We start from the raw sequence: 15,820 nt of genomic DNA, 5'->3' as shown, positions 1-15,820 counted from the left end.
GCGCAAGTGCTTGGGCTATCGAACGCCCACCGAGGTCTTCATGGCGCATTTGCGCAAATGCGCGTAGTGCCCTACTCTTCACCCGTCAATGTTGCACTTGGATTAGATTCTCCCTAAAGAGAACAACTTAGGAACACGCCTTCCGCTCTAAGTGATCGCCACAAGAGCCACATTGGATCAAGACTTTCGGCCATGGTGATTTCAGATGATGTCTACGAGGCTCACGCGAAGATCGTTTATGACGGTGGCAAGGCCTGGTGCTCCAATCAACGGCACCACCCGTACCGCTGACAACTTTGAGATGGCGCGGTCAAAGATCGCGAGATTTGTATGTCCATTCAGGCGGGATGGATAAATGATGCCGTCCGGCACGGATCGGTGCTCATGGAAGGCAAGCGACCATGCCCGCGCAAGGGTTCGGCGGGAAGATTTCGCGACATCCGTCGGCACTCCCATTCTAATCGCGTGGTCCTCGCGGAGATCAACAAGGCGGAGACCTGCGATTGTCTCGATCTCTGCATTGCATAGCGCCGCGTGTAGATCTCCTTCTCCTCGATCGGGAGATCGCCCACGAGACCATCTTGCCTATCACGCAGGACCGCTTCCAGAGAGCAGACCTTGAGTGTGTCGCGATCGGCTCGGCACGATAACCCTGAGGTAACCTACTGCGCAGTCGAGGTAGACGGCTGAGTGGTTGATGGTTGCGTCGACGGCGTCGTTGGGGCTGGCTCGGTCGTCATAGGAGGAGCGGCGGTCGAAGGTTGAGAAGTCGTCGGCTCGGTCGTGGTAGCCGGCGGTGTCGCTGTTTCCCTGGCATTGTCGTCGGACCCGGGCATCAGCAACGCGACAGCTACTAGAATCACGATGCCTATTGCTATGGCGATGTAAATGTTCCGATTCACGCCGGGTCCTCCTGAGCTGTCTCGGCCTTTGGGACGTCCAATGCGGGCGATGGAGATCCAGAACTGCCTAGAGCGGACGTCTAGGCAGCTCCTCGCTTGCTTGTGACCAAGATTTGGTCCCGGCTCGGGATTCGTTTCCCCGAGTGTCGCCCTCGATTGTTGTCCTTGCAAGTCTAGTGCCGGACCCCTCCTTGCGGGCCGCCGGGATCGCCCGGCCCAGATGGGATCGCGGAGGGACCTATGCCGGATTCTTTCTTTCTCATTTCCTTTTCCGCCTCCTCCCAATGGCGCTCGTGATCACCATCTTTGCGACCTTCGCGCTCCCAGATTTCATAGGCACGTTCGCGGATCCGGTCTTCCCTACTTTGTTCATTACCTGGTGCCATTGAGTGCACTCCTTATTCAACTGTTTGCACCTTCTCGATCACTTCCGGAGCCTGCCGATGAACTTGGCTCGAATAAGCAAGCTCGAGAACACTCGTTGGCAGTCGAAGAGCCTCAAATAGCCACCGCTTATGATTTGTTCGCCTGTAATTTAAGCGGAAGACCTTGAATTGCGTAGCGCGACCGCGACAGGCTACACGCTTGTCTGTGCTTGCCGGCTCTGCCCAGTTGGCACTCCAGCTTCGCCGCTAGTGCCGACCGGGAGTCTACACCAGACAGGAAGAGCTTGGTCACGAGCAACGCCGCCGTGTCGAACAAGCACTGATCCTGGACAAGGACGCCGGCATCGTAGCCGGCATCGTCCAAGACGGATCGGATCATCTCAAAATCGGCGGGTGAGATATTGTTTTCGACGGAAGACATGACGTCCTCCTTTCCTTGGGGCCAGGGCCTTCTAGCCCTCAAACGGCAGCGCCCGTAAAATTTGCTACCGAAGGTCGGCACATTGCGCCTTGGTCATGCAAATAGCAATCGTCTGCGTTTCATTCGTAAAGACGCGATCGATCGGAGGGTCAAGGGTGCCGGAGGCACCAGGTGGGCCCGCCGAAGGACCAAGATGAGCGCGATGAGAAAAGGCATGGGCGCTTCTACCCTCACCGGCTTTCCTGAAGGACTATTCAGCGGTGCGAGCGGCTTCTCGCCTTTGCACAACTCTCAAAAGAGACGGCTTGCGCCGGGGTTGAAGTTCGCGAATTCTCCAATAACGAACTTCTGAGCCTCTCGCTGTGCCGTGCTAGAGAAGCTCATTTCTATCCTTGGTCGCTTTTGCCCGCCGCCCTTTGCCGTCCGTGTCATTGCCACGCCTGCCTTGAGTTTCGCCGCGCGGCAATTTGTCGACTGCGCCGCCTTCATTGTCCCATTCATCAAGCGAATCCCTCATGCGCGGCGCAGACATTGGTTCTGGGATGTCTACGTCGAAACCCGCTAACGCTGCTTCGCTGCTGATGGCGGCCATGAGATCTGTATCTGAGATATCCAGGTCAGGAAACATTCGCCGCAGCGCGCCAAGGGCTTCAGAGGTCGCAAATGGCCGGGCTTCTTTCTGACACCCGTTCAAAAATGCGCTGATCGCCGCGCGCACCTCAGGCGATAATCTGCGAGAGCGCTTTCTCATCACCACCTCCCAGTGCATCAAATCTCTGAAACAAAACGCTGCGTGCGTCTGGATGTTCCTGGTTCCTCGCGAGCGCTATCGCCGTCTCTGGTCTTGGCGACGTTCACACAGATGGAACAATCAGGCGGTCTCGGCGTCCGGAAGACCCAAGCGCCTTGTTTAAAGCCCAATTCAGGCACATATACAACTCGATGATCTGGCTGAGGTTTGGGTTCGCCGCCTCAAAGGACCTGCTATTCACCACGATTAGGATGCGAGGTCTTGCGCCGCCCGGGCGTGGAGCGTCGCTTCGTTCAAACCTGCTACACCTGGGCACCGCCCACTTCACTGGCGCGTGTCGACCGTAACCTTCGCATACGGAACGCTGGAGGAGGCGGGGCAGTCCAACCTGCACCCACGCCTTTAGCGTCGTGCGAAACAGAGGCACGCTGAGTATGACGCTGTTATTTCCAAATTCGAGCCGCAGCTTCGATGAAAAAAGAAACGCCGTCCGTTTCCTTGGCCACGAGGGTATGTTTGAGGTGCGGTTCTTCGTCGAGGCTGACGCGCTCGTGGTGGCCGATGCCGAACTGGGCAGATCGAAAATCTCTGAATCGAAGCTCCTTTCTGCTTTCGACGCATTGCGTTCGTCGGTCTACGATGTCGCTCGGAAGGCCTATTCGGGTGGCCGCCGCGATTGCTACACGCTGACGGCCGCCCATTTCCGCAAAGCAACTTTTCCGCGTTCGTAGGCCTGCTGCGGTCCACGAGACCGCGCGGCCGATATTCGCGGTCCCGAAGCGACATTGCCCCCTCCCCCGATCTGCCGACATCCCTTAGTGCGATCTCTGGGGTCGCCGGTGCCGGCGGATCGGCAGGATCCTAATTTGTCTAGGCCGTGAGCGGCCGATGTCATCAAGTCTATCGGCCGCCCGTCCTAAGGTCGGCCGTGTCGACTTTGTGGGGTTCGGCCTCGCAATAGTCGCTGGAGACATTTGCCAGTCGCGATCAATACCGCAGGAGTGGTTCACGGTATGAACGACAGTCTCTCACGGCTTCCCAGGGAACCGGCAGATCGGCTTACCAAGCCGTTTATGCGGTTCCTCCGGATCGAGGCCACCGCAGGCATTATCCTTTTGCTCAGTACGCTCTTGGCGCTCGGCCTCGCAAACACCGCGTGGTCGTCGTCGTTTCTCGCCTTTTGGGAGATACCCGCGGGTGTCAGACTGGGCGACATCGGGATCTATCGTTCGCTGAAGCACTGGATCAACGACGGGCTGATGACGCTTTTTTTCTTCGTCATCGCCCTTGAGCTGAAGCGCGAGCTGGTGCTGGGGGAGCTGCGCAATCCGCGAATGGCCGCTCTACCCGTCGCCGCCGCTCTCGGGGGGATGGTTGCACCGGCCGGAATCTATTTGCTGCTTGTCGGCGGGGGGCCGGGTGCGAGCGGCTGGGGCACCGTTATGTCCACGGACACGGCGTTCGTCATTGGATGCCTTGCTTTGCTCGGTTCGCGCGTACCTGGGAGCTTGCGACTGTTCCTGCTCTCTCTTGCGATCTTCGACGACATCGGCGCAATATTGATCGTGGCGGTCGGCTATGGCGAACCGTTGAATTGGGTGGCACTCGGAACCGGGGGACTCGGATTTGCGTTCGTCGCAGGAATTGCGCTTCTGGGCATCCGCAGCATTCCGGTCTATTTCGCGATGGGTGCCGCCATCTGGCTGGCATTCGACGCATCGGGGGTTCACGCGACGCTCGTCGGGGTGATACTTGGCTTGATGACGCCGGCGCGAAGGTGGGTAAGCGAGATCCGCCTCCACGCGATACTCGACCGGGTGATCGCCCATCCCCCCGGCGACCATCGCAGCCGTGACACCGCGGCACGCGGCGACCTCCATCGGGCAGGCGTCGCGACCCGCGAAGCAGTGTCGCCGATCGAGCGTCTCGAGATCGCGCTCCATCCCTGGGTCGCATTCGCAATCATGCCGCTCTTTGCCGTCTCCAACGCGGGCGTCCCGATAGAGGATGCAAACTTCGACGTTCCCCTCACAATCGCAATTGTCGTCGCCTTCGTGGTCGGCAAGCCGGCTGGCATTGTGCTCTTCAGTTTCCTCGCCGTGAAACTTCGCCTCGCGAGTCGCCCGGACCAGCTATCCTGGAGCCTATTGGCGGCCGGCAGTCTGCTGACCGGGATAGGCTTCACCATGGCTCTGTTCATTGCCGAGCTTGCTTTCGAGCCCGAGCTTCTGAACCCTGTCAAGCTGGGTGTGCTCGGCGCTTCCGTCATATCGGCAGCACTCGGTTTTATGGCGCTGACCTTGCTAACGTCTCCTAACAGACGATAGTGCAGGCGCCCATCGGCGTTGCTGGCGACAGGTCCCTTGCGCATCCTTGTTCTGCGTCCATCGCCCGGGACCGTTATGAAGGGGGTAGGACATTGCCGCAGAATGCCGATCCGCATTCTCTAGTTGTATCGCGCGACAGACGCGCTGCATCGGCGCGACGCACTAAGCTGTCGGCCAAAACAACAGGATCAGAGGCACACCCAGCACGACCACAATAAACGAGAGCGGCAGCCCCAACTTCCAATAGTCGCCGAAGCGATAACCACCAGGACCCAGAACCAGAGTATTGCACTGGTGTCCGACGGGCGTGAGAAAATCGCAAGCTGCCCCTACCGCGACTGCCATCAGAAAGGCGTCCGGATTGTAGCCAAGGCGATGAGCAAGGGTAGCTGCGATTGGGGCGACGACGAGAACGGTGGCGGCATTGTTCAAAAACGGCGTCGCCGCCATTGCGACCACCATGATCATTGCAAGCGCGCCGAAGAGGGGCAAGGCGCCGGCAAGCTGAGTGAGGGCGCCGGCAATAAGATCGGCACCACCGGTGGTACGGATGGACTCGCTGACTGGGATGAGAGCGCCAAGCATTATGACAATTGGCCAGTCGATAGCCTCGTAGGCTTCTCTGAGTGAAAGGGCACCGAACAAGACCGTCAGAACAGAAGCGGCGAAGACCGCGGTGGCAACAGGCAGTACACCCAATGCGGTGAGCGCCATAGCACCGGCTAGGATCAGCATGGGCATCAGGCGTTTTCGCGGATTGCCAAGGCGGATCTCCCGTTCGGCCAAAGGAAGAAGACCGAGTTCCATCAGCTTGGTCGGGAGAAGCACGAGATCGCCCTTTAAAACGAGAACGTCACCCGGTCTCAACGCGATGTCGCGCAAACGTTCGGTGAAGCGCTGGCTACTCCGGCTTACCGCGAACAAATTGATGTTGAATCGGTCATGCAGCGCCAAGCGCTTGGCCGTTTGCCCAATCAGAACTGATCTCGGACCGACTACCACCTCAATTCCGGCAATCTCTTCGTCGACTCCTTTTGCTTCGGTGGGACGGTTGTGCCCCTCCAGTTCCAGGCGCGCGCGCCGTATACCTCGCTCCAGCGCTTCAGGATCTCCCTCCAGCAATACGATATCGTCCTGCTGGAGAACGAGATTCGGCAGTGGCAGAAGGCGCTCGACCTGATTTCGAACGAGCCCGGTGATCAGGACCTCGTCATCCAGCAAAGTAGACAAATCACTGATCGATTTCCCGACGACGGGCGAATTCGCAGTGATGCGAGCTTCCGTCATGTAGTCTTTGATATTCAGTGCCTTCTCCATCGTAGACACCGCCTCTCTGTCTCGGGGAAGCAGCCGATAGCCGAAGGCCAGGAAAACCACCCCCGCTGCGGCAATACCAATACCGACAGGGGTAAAATCAAACATGCTGAAAGGCTGGCCCGTCAATTCCTCACGCATCCGTGATACGACAATGTTGGGAGATGTGCCGACGAGGGTGATGAGCCCACCAAGTAAGGAGCCGAACGCCATCGGCATAAGAAATGACGACGGGGATGCTTTCGAACGGCGTGCCATCTGGAACGCGACCGGAATCATCATCGCCAACGCGCCGATATTCTTGATGAAGACGGACAGAACCGTGACGGCTGCTACGAGAATAACAACCTGGCCCTGCACGGAGGTCACGCTCGGCGCCACGCGATGAAGCAATGCCTCTATGACACCACTGCGCTCGATCGCGGCGCTTACGACGAGTGCGCTGGCGACGATAATGACAACGTCGTCCCCGAAGCCGGAGAACGCTAGCTTGTGCGGCACGATGCCGGTGAAAACTGCGGCAAGCAACGCGAGAACTGCGATGAGGTCGTAGCGGAGGCGTCCCCATATGAAAGCGACCATCAGGCCGATCAGGATGGCGAATGCGAAAGCCTGAGGCTGTGTCATCTCGAGGATCCGACGAACTCTTCCGATGTCGAGGCCATTTTACTCGCCCGAAGAGCTAATGTCGGGATAACTTGTCGGCTTCATTCAATGGCTCGGCACCCTGACGCCGGTCCAGGATGCTTTGCAGCTTCATTGAACGGATGCACGCATGATCGCGCCTATAGAATGCTCCCGAAAAGGACCGAATAGACGATTACGGCAATCGCCAGAGTAAAGGCAATCATCGCGACCAGACGCGTGAAATCATAGGTATAGAAGCGAGCGGGAATGAGGTTTTTCATTTCGACCTCCTGATTGTAGAATATTGAGATGCCCAAAGCATGGCATTTCGCCTTGCTTCAAGATAATGAGCGGCTACAGCTCGAGCTGATCTGGTCGAGGATGTCCGCCGGAACCTGAATGTCGGCCATAATCACCGCGACGAACTCGTCGCGTTTCGCACGATTGTCGTAGCCCTTGAACGTGGCCAGGTCTGTGCTGCGGGCGGTTGCCATTCGCCCTGCGGCACTTGAGCAAATACCCGTGAGCGCATCCACTCTGGCAGTCTCGGCCGCCTGCGCGCTGGCCGTCGTGGTAGTAATCCATCCCGCATTGAACCCGACGATGGGTGCAGCAAAAAGCCCTACCACCAGGCCGATCGCATAGGGTTTCGTTCTTTCAAGAATCTGTTCGAATGTCATTAGTTTATTCCCTTTAATCGGTTGATTATCGGGATCGATGCGGGCCCGCGCTCTAACCAAGAGCCAGTTGCAATCCAGATTTTCCATTTTGCGCCTTAATGTTCACAATGTAAACAGACTATTATTTGTGACGGCCGCTTTACGCTAATTCGTGGATATGCAGAACAAATCAAATTATTTCCGAATATTTTATTGCGCACAAACGAATATTTTATTCGGTCTTTCCGTGAATTATTTCATGGTGACTTGGTAATGCCGCAATGGCGGTGTATTTATTTCCCCTTGATGTCGGTGGGAGTTTCCGCTGCTAGAAGAGACATCGGCACGGTAAGCTCACCGATCTGGAACGCAACTGTGCCGATCCGGCCCACATTCAAATCCCGCAGAGGACTCAAATCATGTTCGCCAGAACAAAACACCGAACGGTCCATTTTGATAAGCCATTCTGGATATCAGGACTATCTGAGATGGTCACTGCCGGCGACTACGTCGTCGATGAAGACGAGGAACTGATCGAAGGTCTCCCCTGGGCGGCCTATCGTCGCGTGGCAACTTTCATCACGCTCCCGGCAACAACCGAGAACAAGTACCGAATGCGCCTTGTGCCGATCGATCCAGAGGAACTCGAAGGCCTCATAGCAGTCGATCGGCGCGACGCCGTGACTTGATCCAACCTGTAAAGGCCAATCCAATGCGTGACCATCGCATTCCAATCGGCGTGACCGTGCGCCTCAAGAATCGCGCGTATATCTCGCCCGGCGCGGCAACGACCTATCGCTTCACAGCCAAACTGCCCTTGACATCCGATTGGCACCAGTATCGCATTCGCAATGACGAACTCGGCCAGGAACGCGTCAGCGGGGAAGACAACTTGGAGTCTATTGAACGTGGCAATGCCGTCTCCTCACAGACGATCGCCGCTCCCGCTACTGGCAAGCCCGAGGAGGGCCACAAGAGGAAGACAAAAAACGAGGAGCACGCGCTCGCCCTTAGCGTATGGGAGTCTGAAGGCGGTGCGCCCGACAGATCTGGACAACTCTATCAATACGGCCGCCGTTTCGAAGGAGACGGCACCTATACAATTCACCACGTTTTTACGGGAGAGACAGTAAGGATAGGCCTTTGGACGATGGCAGGGCTTAACCCCACAAACGCAGCACGGGCACTGCGGGTTCTCAATACGTTGCAAAAAGCTTCGGATTGAACGATGCGCGGCTGGTCCGACGATATCGTCGCAACCTCGAGCAGGGCCGAAGTGCGCGTCCTTCGATGCGTATACGCCTCGGTTTGTGTCGAGTTTGAGGTTTCTCGGAACGGAAAGGTGCTCAAGACGTTGCAAATTTCCTGATGGCCGAGTTTCAGCGTCACTCGTCTGACGCAAGCATGTTTCTCGCTGCAGCGCGGGCGTTCTGTCTCGACCGCAGAAGCAACCGTAGCAGAGGGGGATTGGGTAATATCCTCCGGGCATCTGGTGATTTCCAGTTCCGCTCGCCTCCGCTCGTCCTTTTCTGACGCTTGCCGTTTGAGTTTCAGGACCCTTTGGGTGAGCACTCGGTGGCATTCTTGGTTATTCCGGAATTTCTTGGCATATAGCAAAGCCCGCTAACCGCGGGCTTCACTATAGTAATAAGGAGCGGTAATACGAAAACTTGCTGAAGATAATGTAGAGATTCTTAAAAAGAAACCTTCTTGCAAACAGCGGGAAAAGTCCAGTAATATTTAGGGGGTATTGGAACGATTGCCATCTTTCTCTCCTCCACTCACCTTTCATAAGCACCGCAGCCAGAACGCTCCCTGTCGAGCACCAAGGGAACAATGCCGCGGCGGTTACATCGTCCAACCGGCTCGTGGGTTTCAACGCCCCTTTGTGCAGGTCCCGGCGTGAGCGGACTTGAATGTTTAGCAAGATCATTTGACACTTGACTGCCGACCTCTCTTGATCGCTACAGAGATCCTGAAAGGAGAAGAATGCACGGGCCACGTTCATTGTGGATCGAGATTTCATCATTTAATGGTCGGTGACACCTTCGCGCATATCGTTCAATGTTAATTTGACGCCCGACGGGTGCCACGACCGCGTTCAGCGTAGAGCAGCCCGGTATTTCACTTGGCGCCGACGATCGAGACGACTTCACGGCAGGCGTCGTGAGCTCGTTGGGCACGCATGATCGAGGCCCTCTCTTCAAGCTCGTTCACAAGTGGATGATTCTCAACATCCACGGGCAGCGTGAAAACGCCGGTAAGGTCGAAGACAACGGACACCGCGTCCGAGTGAGCGATATTTCCAGCAACACATTGGTGCCTAAAGTGGTGACCAGCAGACATCGAGGCCAGCTTACCGCCGCGTGTCTCCCAGACTGACTGTACTCCAAGCGTTTGGTTGTTGATGCCGTAGTGCACTCTGACAATTTCGTTCTGGTGCTCCTTGGTGCCTTTTTTCGGCGGCATGGTGACCTCCTCGTTGGCCTACGAACCACGTTACAGCCTCCTTCTATCACGTTAAGAGCGCTCTCGATAATCGGATGAGGAATTGCCGACCGACGATGCGTTCTTCTAACGCCGATCGGATACTCGAGCGCATTGGTGGAGGCGGAACTGAAAGACGTCGGTGATCAAGCTCTGATACACGGTTGGCTACCACATTCCCGATTTTGCGTCTGGGGCTGTTCCTGTCTTACTGCGGGCGTCGGACATGCCGGCCACAAAGCGGTTAACGGACATTCCCCTGCCGTTGTCCTGCCTCCGCCAATGCGCGAGTCGTGCGCGGCTGCCGTTATGGCGTGGTCTGTCGCGCCTCCTTGCAATCGCCCACATGAAGCCGGCGAGTTCCCGTGCGACCGCGGTGCACACAACCGTCGACTTCTTCCCGCGGGCGCTCAGCATGCGATAGCGGGCTGTCAGGCGGGTCTGCGCTTTCCAGGCGATCTCGCGAACCGACGATGATACCTCTTCGAGGCGATACAGCTTCCTCTTGCCGATCCGAGGCGGATACCGATACGTCCAGGCGCATTCAACCAGCAAGGTCCGGACTCGGCTATTGCCTGCCTTGGTGATGCCGATCCTTTTTGTTGTCTCTCCAGTCGATCGTTCGCCGGGAACAAGGCCCAGATACCCCATCAGTTAGCGGGGGCTCTCAAAGCGGCCGGCTTCTCCCACTTCTGTCGCAAACGTCACCGCGGCGATCAAGTCCACGCCGCGCAAGGCCCGCAGAGCGCCTGGCAGCGCGTGGATCAGGAAGCGCCGGATGAACTCGTCGGTGGCCAACCGCATCACCTTGTGCCGGTCACCGGTCTTGATGCGGTAATCCTTCCAGCGGAATGAGACCGTCTCGGCATCTGCGCTGATCAGGCGGCTGTTGGAGATCGCGACGCGGTAGGTGTAGCGGCTGAGATAAACCAGCACGGCCTCGGGACCGCCGAACGGCGGCTTGGCGAGACGACCCAGTCGCATTTGCGCAAGGGGGTAAGCCAGGCGGCGAAGGCATCCGCCTCCGCGAGCGCGGCCAGATCCGCGAAGAAGGCCAGATCGTCGGATTGATGCAGTGCCATCAGGCCCTCAAGGAATAATCGCCGGAACAGACGCGACAGCACCTTCACGGGCAGGAAGAAGCCGGGGCGACAGGCGATCCAGCGGGTGCCATCCGGCGACAGCCCGCCACCGGGCACGATAATGTGCACATGCGGGTGATAGGTCAGCGCCGATCCCCAGGTGTGCAGCACGCTGGTCATGCCGATGCGCGCGCCAAGGTGCCGGGGATCGGCGGCGATGGTGGTCAGCGTCTCCGCGGACGTCCGAAACAGCAGGTCATAGACCGCCTTCTTGTTCCAGTAGGCGATCTGCGCGATCTCGGCCGGCAGGGTGAAGACCACGTGGAAATACTCGGCCGGCAGCAGGTCTTCGGCACGGGCGGCCATCCAGTCCCGCGCGGCGGGCCCCTGACACTTGGGGCAGTGTCGGTTCTTGCAGAAATTGTAGGCGATGTGGTTATGGCCGCACTTCGCGCAAGCCGCCACATGCCCGCCGAGCGCCTCGGTTCGGCAGGCTTCGATCGCTGCCATGACCTCGAACTGGGCCAGGCTAACATGCCCGGCATTGGCCCGCCGCCACGTCGGGCCATAGGCGCGGAAGATGTCGGCGATTTCCAGTTTTCGCCGGATCACCGCACCGGCGCTACTCCAACCCGCGTCGGAGCGTTTGATCTTGCAGCTTCTTCAGGGTCTCGAACGGACTGACGGTGTCGCGAATCGTTTTGGCGGCGACATGCGTATAGCGGGCGGTGGTCGTCAGCTTGGCATGGCCCAGAAGGACCTGGATCACCCTGACATCGGTGTTCGCCTCCAAAAGGTGGGTGGCAAAGCAGTGGCGCAGGGTGTGCAGCGTCGCGGGCTTGGCGATCGCGGCCAGGCTCTTGGCGGCGGTGAAAGCCCGGTTGAGCTGCCGGGGCGAGATCGGACTGATCCTCGGCTTGCCGGGAAACAGCCAGCCCTGCGGCCGCGCTCGCGCCAATAGTCGCGCAAGAGTTCGAGCAGCGCGGGCGACAGCATTACCTTACGATCCTTCTGCCACCTTGCCCTGTTCGACATGGATCAGCATCTGGTCGCTGTCGATGTCGCTGATCTTCAGGTTGCAGACCTCGGAGGCGCGCAGTCCGGCGCCATAGGAGATGCTGAGCGCCGCGCGGTACTTCAGACCCGGCCCCGGAGCGGCCATCAGCAGGTCGGAAACCTCCTCGACGCTCAAGACCACCGGCAACGTCCGCGGCTGCCGCCGGAACTGCATGTGCCGCTTCATCTCCTCGCGGCCGCAGGTGGTGGCGAAAAAGAACCGCAGCTCGACGATGCGGGCGTTGAAGGTCGTCGGCGTGACGCCGGCATTGGTCATGTGCAGTTGGCAGGCGCGCAGGTCATCGGCTGTCGCCGTATCCGGTGATCGCTTCAGAAACCCGGCGAAATCCTTGATCGCTCGGATATGCGCCTGCTGGGCTTTATCGCCCAGCCCACGGACGCACATGTCTTCGATCATCCGCTCGCGCAGCGGGATGGTCCTCTCCTCCGTCATGGCAAGCTCCTGTCTGAAGATTGAGAACACCCAATCGTCAGCCAGGATGGCAAAGCCGCAAATGCACGGCGTTCAGATCATTGCTGCACCCTCACCACGGGCACCAGTGCCGCGCGAGCGGCTTCGTCCTTGAGCCCAATCCGGTCCTTCCAGGTGTCGCCTTCAGCGGCGCAGGTGGGTGGACTCCGGAAAATAACAGCCGGAGCACCGAAGGGCTGCATCACGCGCCATGAACGGTCATCGCTGGGCTACGCCCCCAATGCTCTGTTGACGGCACCGATCAACAAGTCGGCAGGGAACGGCTTGTGGAGATATGCAACGCAGCCTGCCTTGACCGCCTCGAGTTCGAGGGCCTCATCGTCCACGGCGGTGATGAAGATCACCGAGAGATTGATACCGGAGGCCTTGAGGCGGTGCCACAACTCGATACCAGACATGCCACCCAGGTGGATATCGAGCACAACACAACCGATCTGGCTGACGTTGGCACGGCTGAGAAAGGCTTCGGCCGACGAATGTCCTTCAGTTGCAAATCCACTTACCTTCAAAAGGCGCTCGACGCTCCTGCGCATGCTCGGATCGTCTTCGACGACAGCCACTGTGCGCGGAGGGCTTTCCAATTGACGCCTTTCTGGAGCCAATGCGAAAAGCATGACCAGCCCCGATCATGACGATCCTATGACCACCATCTGGGGCTGGCTATTGTCCTTTGGTGAAAGCGCCACGTTCTTCGCTACCTTGAGAGGGTATCCCTTGCTGGATCGACGAGCCCGAGTCTCTCGGCGATCGACACTGTCTCGGCCAGCGACCGCGCTCCGAGCTTTTCCATGACGTTGTGGCGGTGCGCCTTGACCGTCCGTTCGGACGTGCCGAGAGCATGGGCGATCTGCTTGTTGAGCCTGCCGCGGACGATCAGGCCAAAAACCTCGAACTCACGTGGCGTCAGTTCTGCCAGACGCGCCCGGAGCGCATGAATGCGGTCTCGCTCGAGACGCCGCGTTTCGCAGCGGCGCAACGCCCGCTCGACGGCCTCCAGCAATGCCTCCCTCGGCGTTGGTTTTTCCAGGAAATCTTCAGCGCCAGCCTTCATCGCTTGAACGCTTGCCCTGACGTTGCCTTGCCCCGTCAGAAACACGATCGGCAGCAGCGGCGCTTTCTCGGCCAGCCTTTTCTGCAGTTCCAGTCCGCTGAGGCCGGGAAGATCAAGGTCGAGGAGGACGCAGCCATGTTCACAATCTGGCAATTGCGCCAGAAACTGGTCGGCCGATTCATAGACGGCCACGCGGAAACCGGACGCCGAAAGCAGCCGTCCGACTGCTGTGCGGAAGGACTGGTCGTCATCGATGATGTGAACGATGGATTCCAATCGGTTCACCCAGCTCCCGCGAGAGGCAGCACAACGCGGAAAACCGCTCCGCCTTCCGGGCGGTTGGCCGCCCAGATCTTGCCGCCGTAGGTTTCGACTATCGCGCGCGCGATGGAAAGGCCAAGCCCCGTTCCGGTCGGCTTGGTAGTATAGAACGGCTCGAAAACACTGGCGAGTTGTTCGTCCGGGATACCGCGGCCCGTATCGGAAATCGACAGCTCGACCTTGGAATCCTTCGTCAGCGCTGTATCGAGCATGAGCCTCCTTTCAGTTCCCTCCAGCATCGCGTCCATGGCGTTGGTCGCGAGATTGAGAATGACCTGCTGGACATGGACACGGTCGGCTCGGACCGGCAGCTGCCGCGGTGTCTGGCTGGAGCTGACGACAACGCTTCTCCGCTCGGCCTCGCCGCGGAGAATCCTGATCGCACTCGTCGTCACCTCATTGAGGTCGAACTCCTGCCAGTCGATCTCTCCTCGTTTCTTGAGCAGGCCCCTCATCCGGGAAATGACGTCATGAGCGCGCTGATCGTCGTCTTGAATATCCACGAGGATCTGCTCGATCAGCTCGAGGTCGGGCCTTTCGGACCGGAGAATGACCGCCGCCGCCTCGGCGTTGCTGCGGATGGCACCGAGCGGCTGGTTCAGTTCATGCGCGATCGACGCCGAGAGCGCGCCGGCGGTCGCGGACTGATTGAGATGAACCACTTCGAGGAGACGATGGCGTGATTCGGTCTCAGCCGCCCGGCGGCGGCGGCGTTCGACAAGAAGTCCGGCAATAACGGTGCCCTGTGCCGTGATGATGGCAAGTGCCGCGACCGTGGCAAGCCAGTGCTGTTCCCAGAAGCTCGGTTCCTTGAACATCTGGATTGCGCCCGGAGGAAGGTTCTCCTCCGACAAACCCCAGCGTTGGAGCTGTCTCGCATCGGCGACATAGCTTTGCGGAGACTCGCGATGGGAAATCGGCTTGCCGGCAATGGCATCGACAGCGAGGTCGGCCGCTGTCATGCGCAGGGACTCGAACGTGACGACGTTGCCTCCGACGACGCCGTAGTCGATATAGGTGGGATACGGACCGTAGATCGGCGCACTGGCGGTCTTCGATATCTGTTTGATGGCTTCGCGCGGAATGAAATTGCGCCCGGTACGGTCCTTGAAGATCGTCAGCGCCAGAACGATGCTGTCACGGGGAAACTCGGCGGCCCGCCTGGTGAACTCGTCGATCGTCAAGTCCTCCAGGTAGGTTGTTTCGTAATCCTTGGAGAAAGCCGCAAGATCGGCCCGCGCCGTGGCGAGCCACGAACGGTCGAAATCTGATGATCCGCCGATAATGAAGAGATGACGCGCCTCCGGCTGGAGCCCGCGAGCCATCTCCGCAGTCTTGGCGATGTGAAACTCGCTGAAGGCTCCGACCACATCGCTGGGCAGGTCCATTTCTTCGGCGGTGGATCTGCTGAAGCCGGCGACGATTATCCTTGCGCTGTCCGCGAGGTCCTTGCGGTTCGCAGAGATGAACCGCGCCGATTCTTCGCCGAGCGCAATCACCACATCGGGGCGACGATCCGCATACTTGGCCGAAAGATACCGGGCCATTCGGCGGACGTGTTCCGCCTCTGGAAATCTCGAAAGATCGAGAAACTCGGAAAAGAGATCGATCTTTCCTTCAGTAGCGTCGAGCAGCCGCGTCCTCACGGCCTCTCCGGCCTCGGTCGTCGCGGCTATTCGTTCGTCGTACGGGTAGAGAATGAGAACACGTGGAACCCGGCCCACGATCTCCATGGACATGGACGGGGCCGCAGCAACCATTCCGAGAAAAATGCAACAGAAGGCCGCACGCCACCGGAACCGGCGCGATCGCATTGTCCAATTGCGCACCAAGCTCATGGCCTTGCCCCGAGAAGCTCATCGACAAATAGCAAAGCCGCGTCGCCCTTACAACCGCACAATAGATATCAGGAAGATCACAATCTGTAAGGGCTGCCCCAAGGT

At 58.8% G+C, this 15,820-nt stretch carries 14 protein-coding genes and 3 pseudogenes; 4 read left to right on the top strand and 13 right to left on the bottom strand.

Features of this window, described 5'->3' with window-relative positions; all coding sequences use genetic code 11:
* Positions 1–201 precede the first annotated feature (201 nt).
* The 4 genes from ACTJKL_RS28835 to ACTJKL_RS28820 all read right to left on the bottom strand — a co-directional run bounded on the left by ACTJKL_RS28835 (position 202) and on the right by ACTJKL_RS28820 (position 2,460).
* Positions 202–504 carry an RES domain-containing protein gene (locus ACTJKL_RS28835; RefSeq protein ID WP_440854434.1) on the bottom strand — a complete coding sequence of 101 codons (303 nt, stop codon included), beginning with the start codon at positions 502–504 and terminating at the stop codon, positions 202–204.
* 571 nt (positions 505–1,075) lie between these two features.
* Positions 1,076–1,288, bottom strand: a complete 213-nt coding sequence (locus tag ACTJKL_RS28830) for a DUF2934 domain-containing protein (protein ID WP_411934303.1) — start codon at positions 1,286–1,288, stop codon at positions 1,076–1,078.
* Between the two features lie 127 nt (positions 1,289–1,415).
* The gene (locus ACTJKL_RS28825) at positions 1,416–1,709 is read right to left on the bottom strand and encodes a hypothetical protein (RefSeq protein ID WP_275598453.1); all 294 of its coding nucleotides are present in this window, start codon (positions 1,707–1,709) and stop codon (positions 1,416–1,418) included.
* 370 nt (positions 1,710–2,079) lie between these two features.
* A complete protein-coding gene (locus tag ACTJKL_RS28820) occupies positions 2,080–2,460 on the bottom strand; it encodes a hypothetical protein (RefSeq protein ID WP_440854429.1) in 381 nt (126 codons plus the stop codon).
* A 434-nt stretch (positions 2,461–2,894) separates the two neighbouring features.
* On the opposite strand from ACTJKL_RS28820, the gene ACTJKL_RS28815 reads away from it, so the two are divergent.
* Positions 2,895–3,191: a DUF1488 family protein gene (locus ACTJKL_RS28815; protein WP_411934354.1), complete on the top strand. Its 297-nt coding sequence runs from the start codon at positions 2,895–2,897 to the stop codon at positions 3,189–3,191.
* A 282-nt stretch (positions 3,192–3,473) separates the two neighbouring features.
* Complete coding sequence (gene nhaA, locus ACTJKL_RS28810) at positions 3,474–4,787, top strand: Na+/H+ antiporter NhaA (RefSeq protein ID WP_440854428.1); 1,314 nt, start codon at positions 3,474–3,476, stop codon at positions 4,785–4,787.
* 162 nt (positions 4,788–4,949) lie between these two features.
* On the opposite strand, the gene ACTJKL_RS28805 is transcribed toward nhaA, so the two are convergent.
* The 3 genes from ACTJKL_RS28805 to ACTJKL_RS28795 all read right to left on the bottom strand — a co-directional run bounded on the left by ACTJKL_RS28805 (position 4,950) and on the right by ACTJKL_RS28795 (position 7,408).
* Positions 4,950–6,728, bottom strand: coding sequence for an SLC13 family permease (locus ACTJKL_RS28805; RefSeq protein WP_440854427.1), 1,779 nt, complete (start codon positions 6,726–6,728; stop codon positions 4,950–4,952).
* A 158-nt stretch (positions 6,729–6,886) separates the two neighbouring features.
* The gene (locus tag ACTJKL_RS28800) at positions 6,887–7,009 is read right to left on the bottom strand and encodes a hypothetical protein (RefSeq protein WP_275598456.1); all 123 of its coding nucleotides are present in this window, start codon (positions 7,007–7,009) and stop codon (positions 6,887–6,889) included.
* A gap of 57 nt (positions 7,010–7,066) precedes the next feature.
* Positions 7,067–7,408, bottom strand: coding sequence for a hypothetical protein (locus ACTJKL_RS28795; protein WP_411934307.1), 342 nt, complete (start codon positions 7,406–7,408; stop codon positions 7,067–7,069).
* Between the two features lie 398 nt (positions 7,409–7,806).
* On the opposite strand from ACTJKL_RS28795, the gene ACTJKL_RS28790 reads away from it, so the two are divergent.
* Positions 7,807–8,076, top strand: coding sequence for a hypothetical protein (locus ACTJKL_RS28790; RefSeq protein ID WP_411934308.1), 270 nt, complete (start codon positions 7,807–7,809; stop codon positions 8,074–8,076).
* A 23-nt stretch (positions 8,077–8,099) separates the two neighbouring features.
* Positions 8,100–8,316, top strand: a pseudogene (locus ACTJKL_RS28785) (hypothetical protein); the annotation flags it as partial.
* 1,195 nt (positions 8,317–9,511) lie between these two features.
* Here ACTJKL_RS28785 and ACTJKL_RS28780 read toward each other — a convergent pair.
* From ACTJKL_RS28780 to ACTJKL_RS28755, 6 genes and pseudogenes are all read right to left on the bottom strand, one after another.
* Complete coding sequence (locus tag ACTJKL_RS28780) at positions 9,512–9,856, bottom strand: hypothetical protein (RefSeq protein WP_440854426.1); 345 nt, start codon at positions 9,854–9,856, stop codon at positions 9,512–9,514.
* Between the two features lie 348 nt (positions 9,857–10,204).
* Positions 10,205–11,568, bottom strand: a pseudogene (locus ACTJKL_RS28775) (transposase); the annotation flags it as partial.
* Positions 11,569–11,578: 10 nt separating this feature from the next.
* Positions 11,579–12,418 (bottom strand): annotated as a pseudogene (locus tag ACTJKL_RS28770) (tyrosine-type recombinase/integrase).
* Between the two features lie 296 nt (positions 12,419–12,714).
* Entirely contained in the window at positions 12,715–13,119 is a 405-nt protein-coding gene (locus tag ACTJKL_RS28765) for a response regulator transcription factor (protein ID WP_440854425.1), read from the bottom strand.
* Between the two features lie 80 nt (positions 13,120–13,199).
* A complete protein-coding gene (locus tag ACTJKL_RS28760) occupies positions 13,200–13,841 on the bottom strand; it encodes a response regulator transcription factor (protein ID WP_440854424.1) in 642 nt (213 codons plus the stop codon).
* Positions 13,838–15,616 carry a sensor histidine kinase gene (locus ACTJKL_RS28755; RefSeq protein WP_440854423.1) on the bottom strand — a complete coding sequence of 593 codons (1,779 nt, stop codon included), beginning with the start codon at positions 15,614–15,616 and terminating at the stop codon, positions 13,838–13,840. The genes ACTJKL_RS28760 and ACTJKL_RS28755 overlap by 4 nt, the downstream gene beginning before the upstream one ends.
* Positions 15,617–15,820 lie beyond the last annotated feature (204 nt).

It is taken from the genome of Sinorhizobium sp. 22678, from assembly GCF_052044265.1.
Classification (GTDB): Bacteria; Pseudomonadota; Alphaproteobacteria; order Rhizobiales; family Rhizobiaceae; genus Sinorhizobium; species Sinorhizobium meliloti_A.
This window is presented reverse-complemented; position numbering and strand designations above follow the sequence as displayed.

Coding starts and splice junctions, on each gene's coding strand:
- ACTJKL_RS28825 (WP_275598453.1), bottom strand. CDS start 1,709: ATGTCTTCCGTCGAAAACAATATCTCACCCGCCGATTTTGAGATGATC.
- ACTJKL_RS28755 (WP_440854423.1), bottom strand. CDS start 15,616: ATGTCCATGGAGATCGTGGGCCGGGTTCCACGTGTTCTCATTCTCTAC.
- ACTJKL_RS28765 (WP_440854425.1), bottom strand. CDS start 13,119: ATGCTTTTCGCATTGGCTCCAGAAAGGCGTCAATTGGAAAGCCCTCCG.
- ACTJKL_RS28780 (WP_440854426.1), bottom strand. CDS start 9,856: ATGCCGCCGAAAAAAGGCACCAAGGAGCACCAGAACGAAATTGTCAGA.
- nhaA (WP_440854428.1), top strand. CDS start 3,474: ATGAACGACAGTCTCTCACGGCTTCCCAGGGAACCGGCAGATCGGCTT.
- ACTJKL_RS28805 (WP_440854427.1), bottom strand. CDS start 6,728: ATGACACAGCCTCAGGCTTTCGCATTCGCCATCCTGATCGGCCTGATG.
- ACTJKL_RS28795 (WP_411934307.1), bottom strand. CDS start 7,408: ATGACATTCGAACAGATTCTTGAAAGAACGAAACCCTATGCGATCGGC.
- ACTJKL_RS28830 (WP_411934303.1), bottom strand. CDS start 1,288: ATGGCACCAGGTAATGAACAAAGTAGGGAAGACCGGATCCGCGAACGT.
- ACTJKL_RS28800 (WP_275598456.1), bottom strand. CDS start 7,009: ATGAAAAACCTCATTCCCGCTCGCTTCTATACCTATGATTTCACGCGT.
- ACTJKL_RS28820 (WP_440854429.1), bottom strand. CDS start 2,460: ATGAGAAAGCGCTCTCGCAGATTATCGCCTGAGGTGCGCGCGGCGATC.
- ACTJKL_RS28815 (WP_411934354.1), top strand. CDS start 2,895: ATGACGCTGTTATTTCCAAATTCGAGCCGCAGCTTCGATGAAAAAAGA.
- ACTJKL_RS28790 (WP_411934308.1), top strand. CDS start 7,807: ATGTTCGCCAGAACAAAACACCGAACGGTCCATTTTGATAAGCCATTC.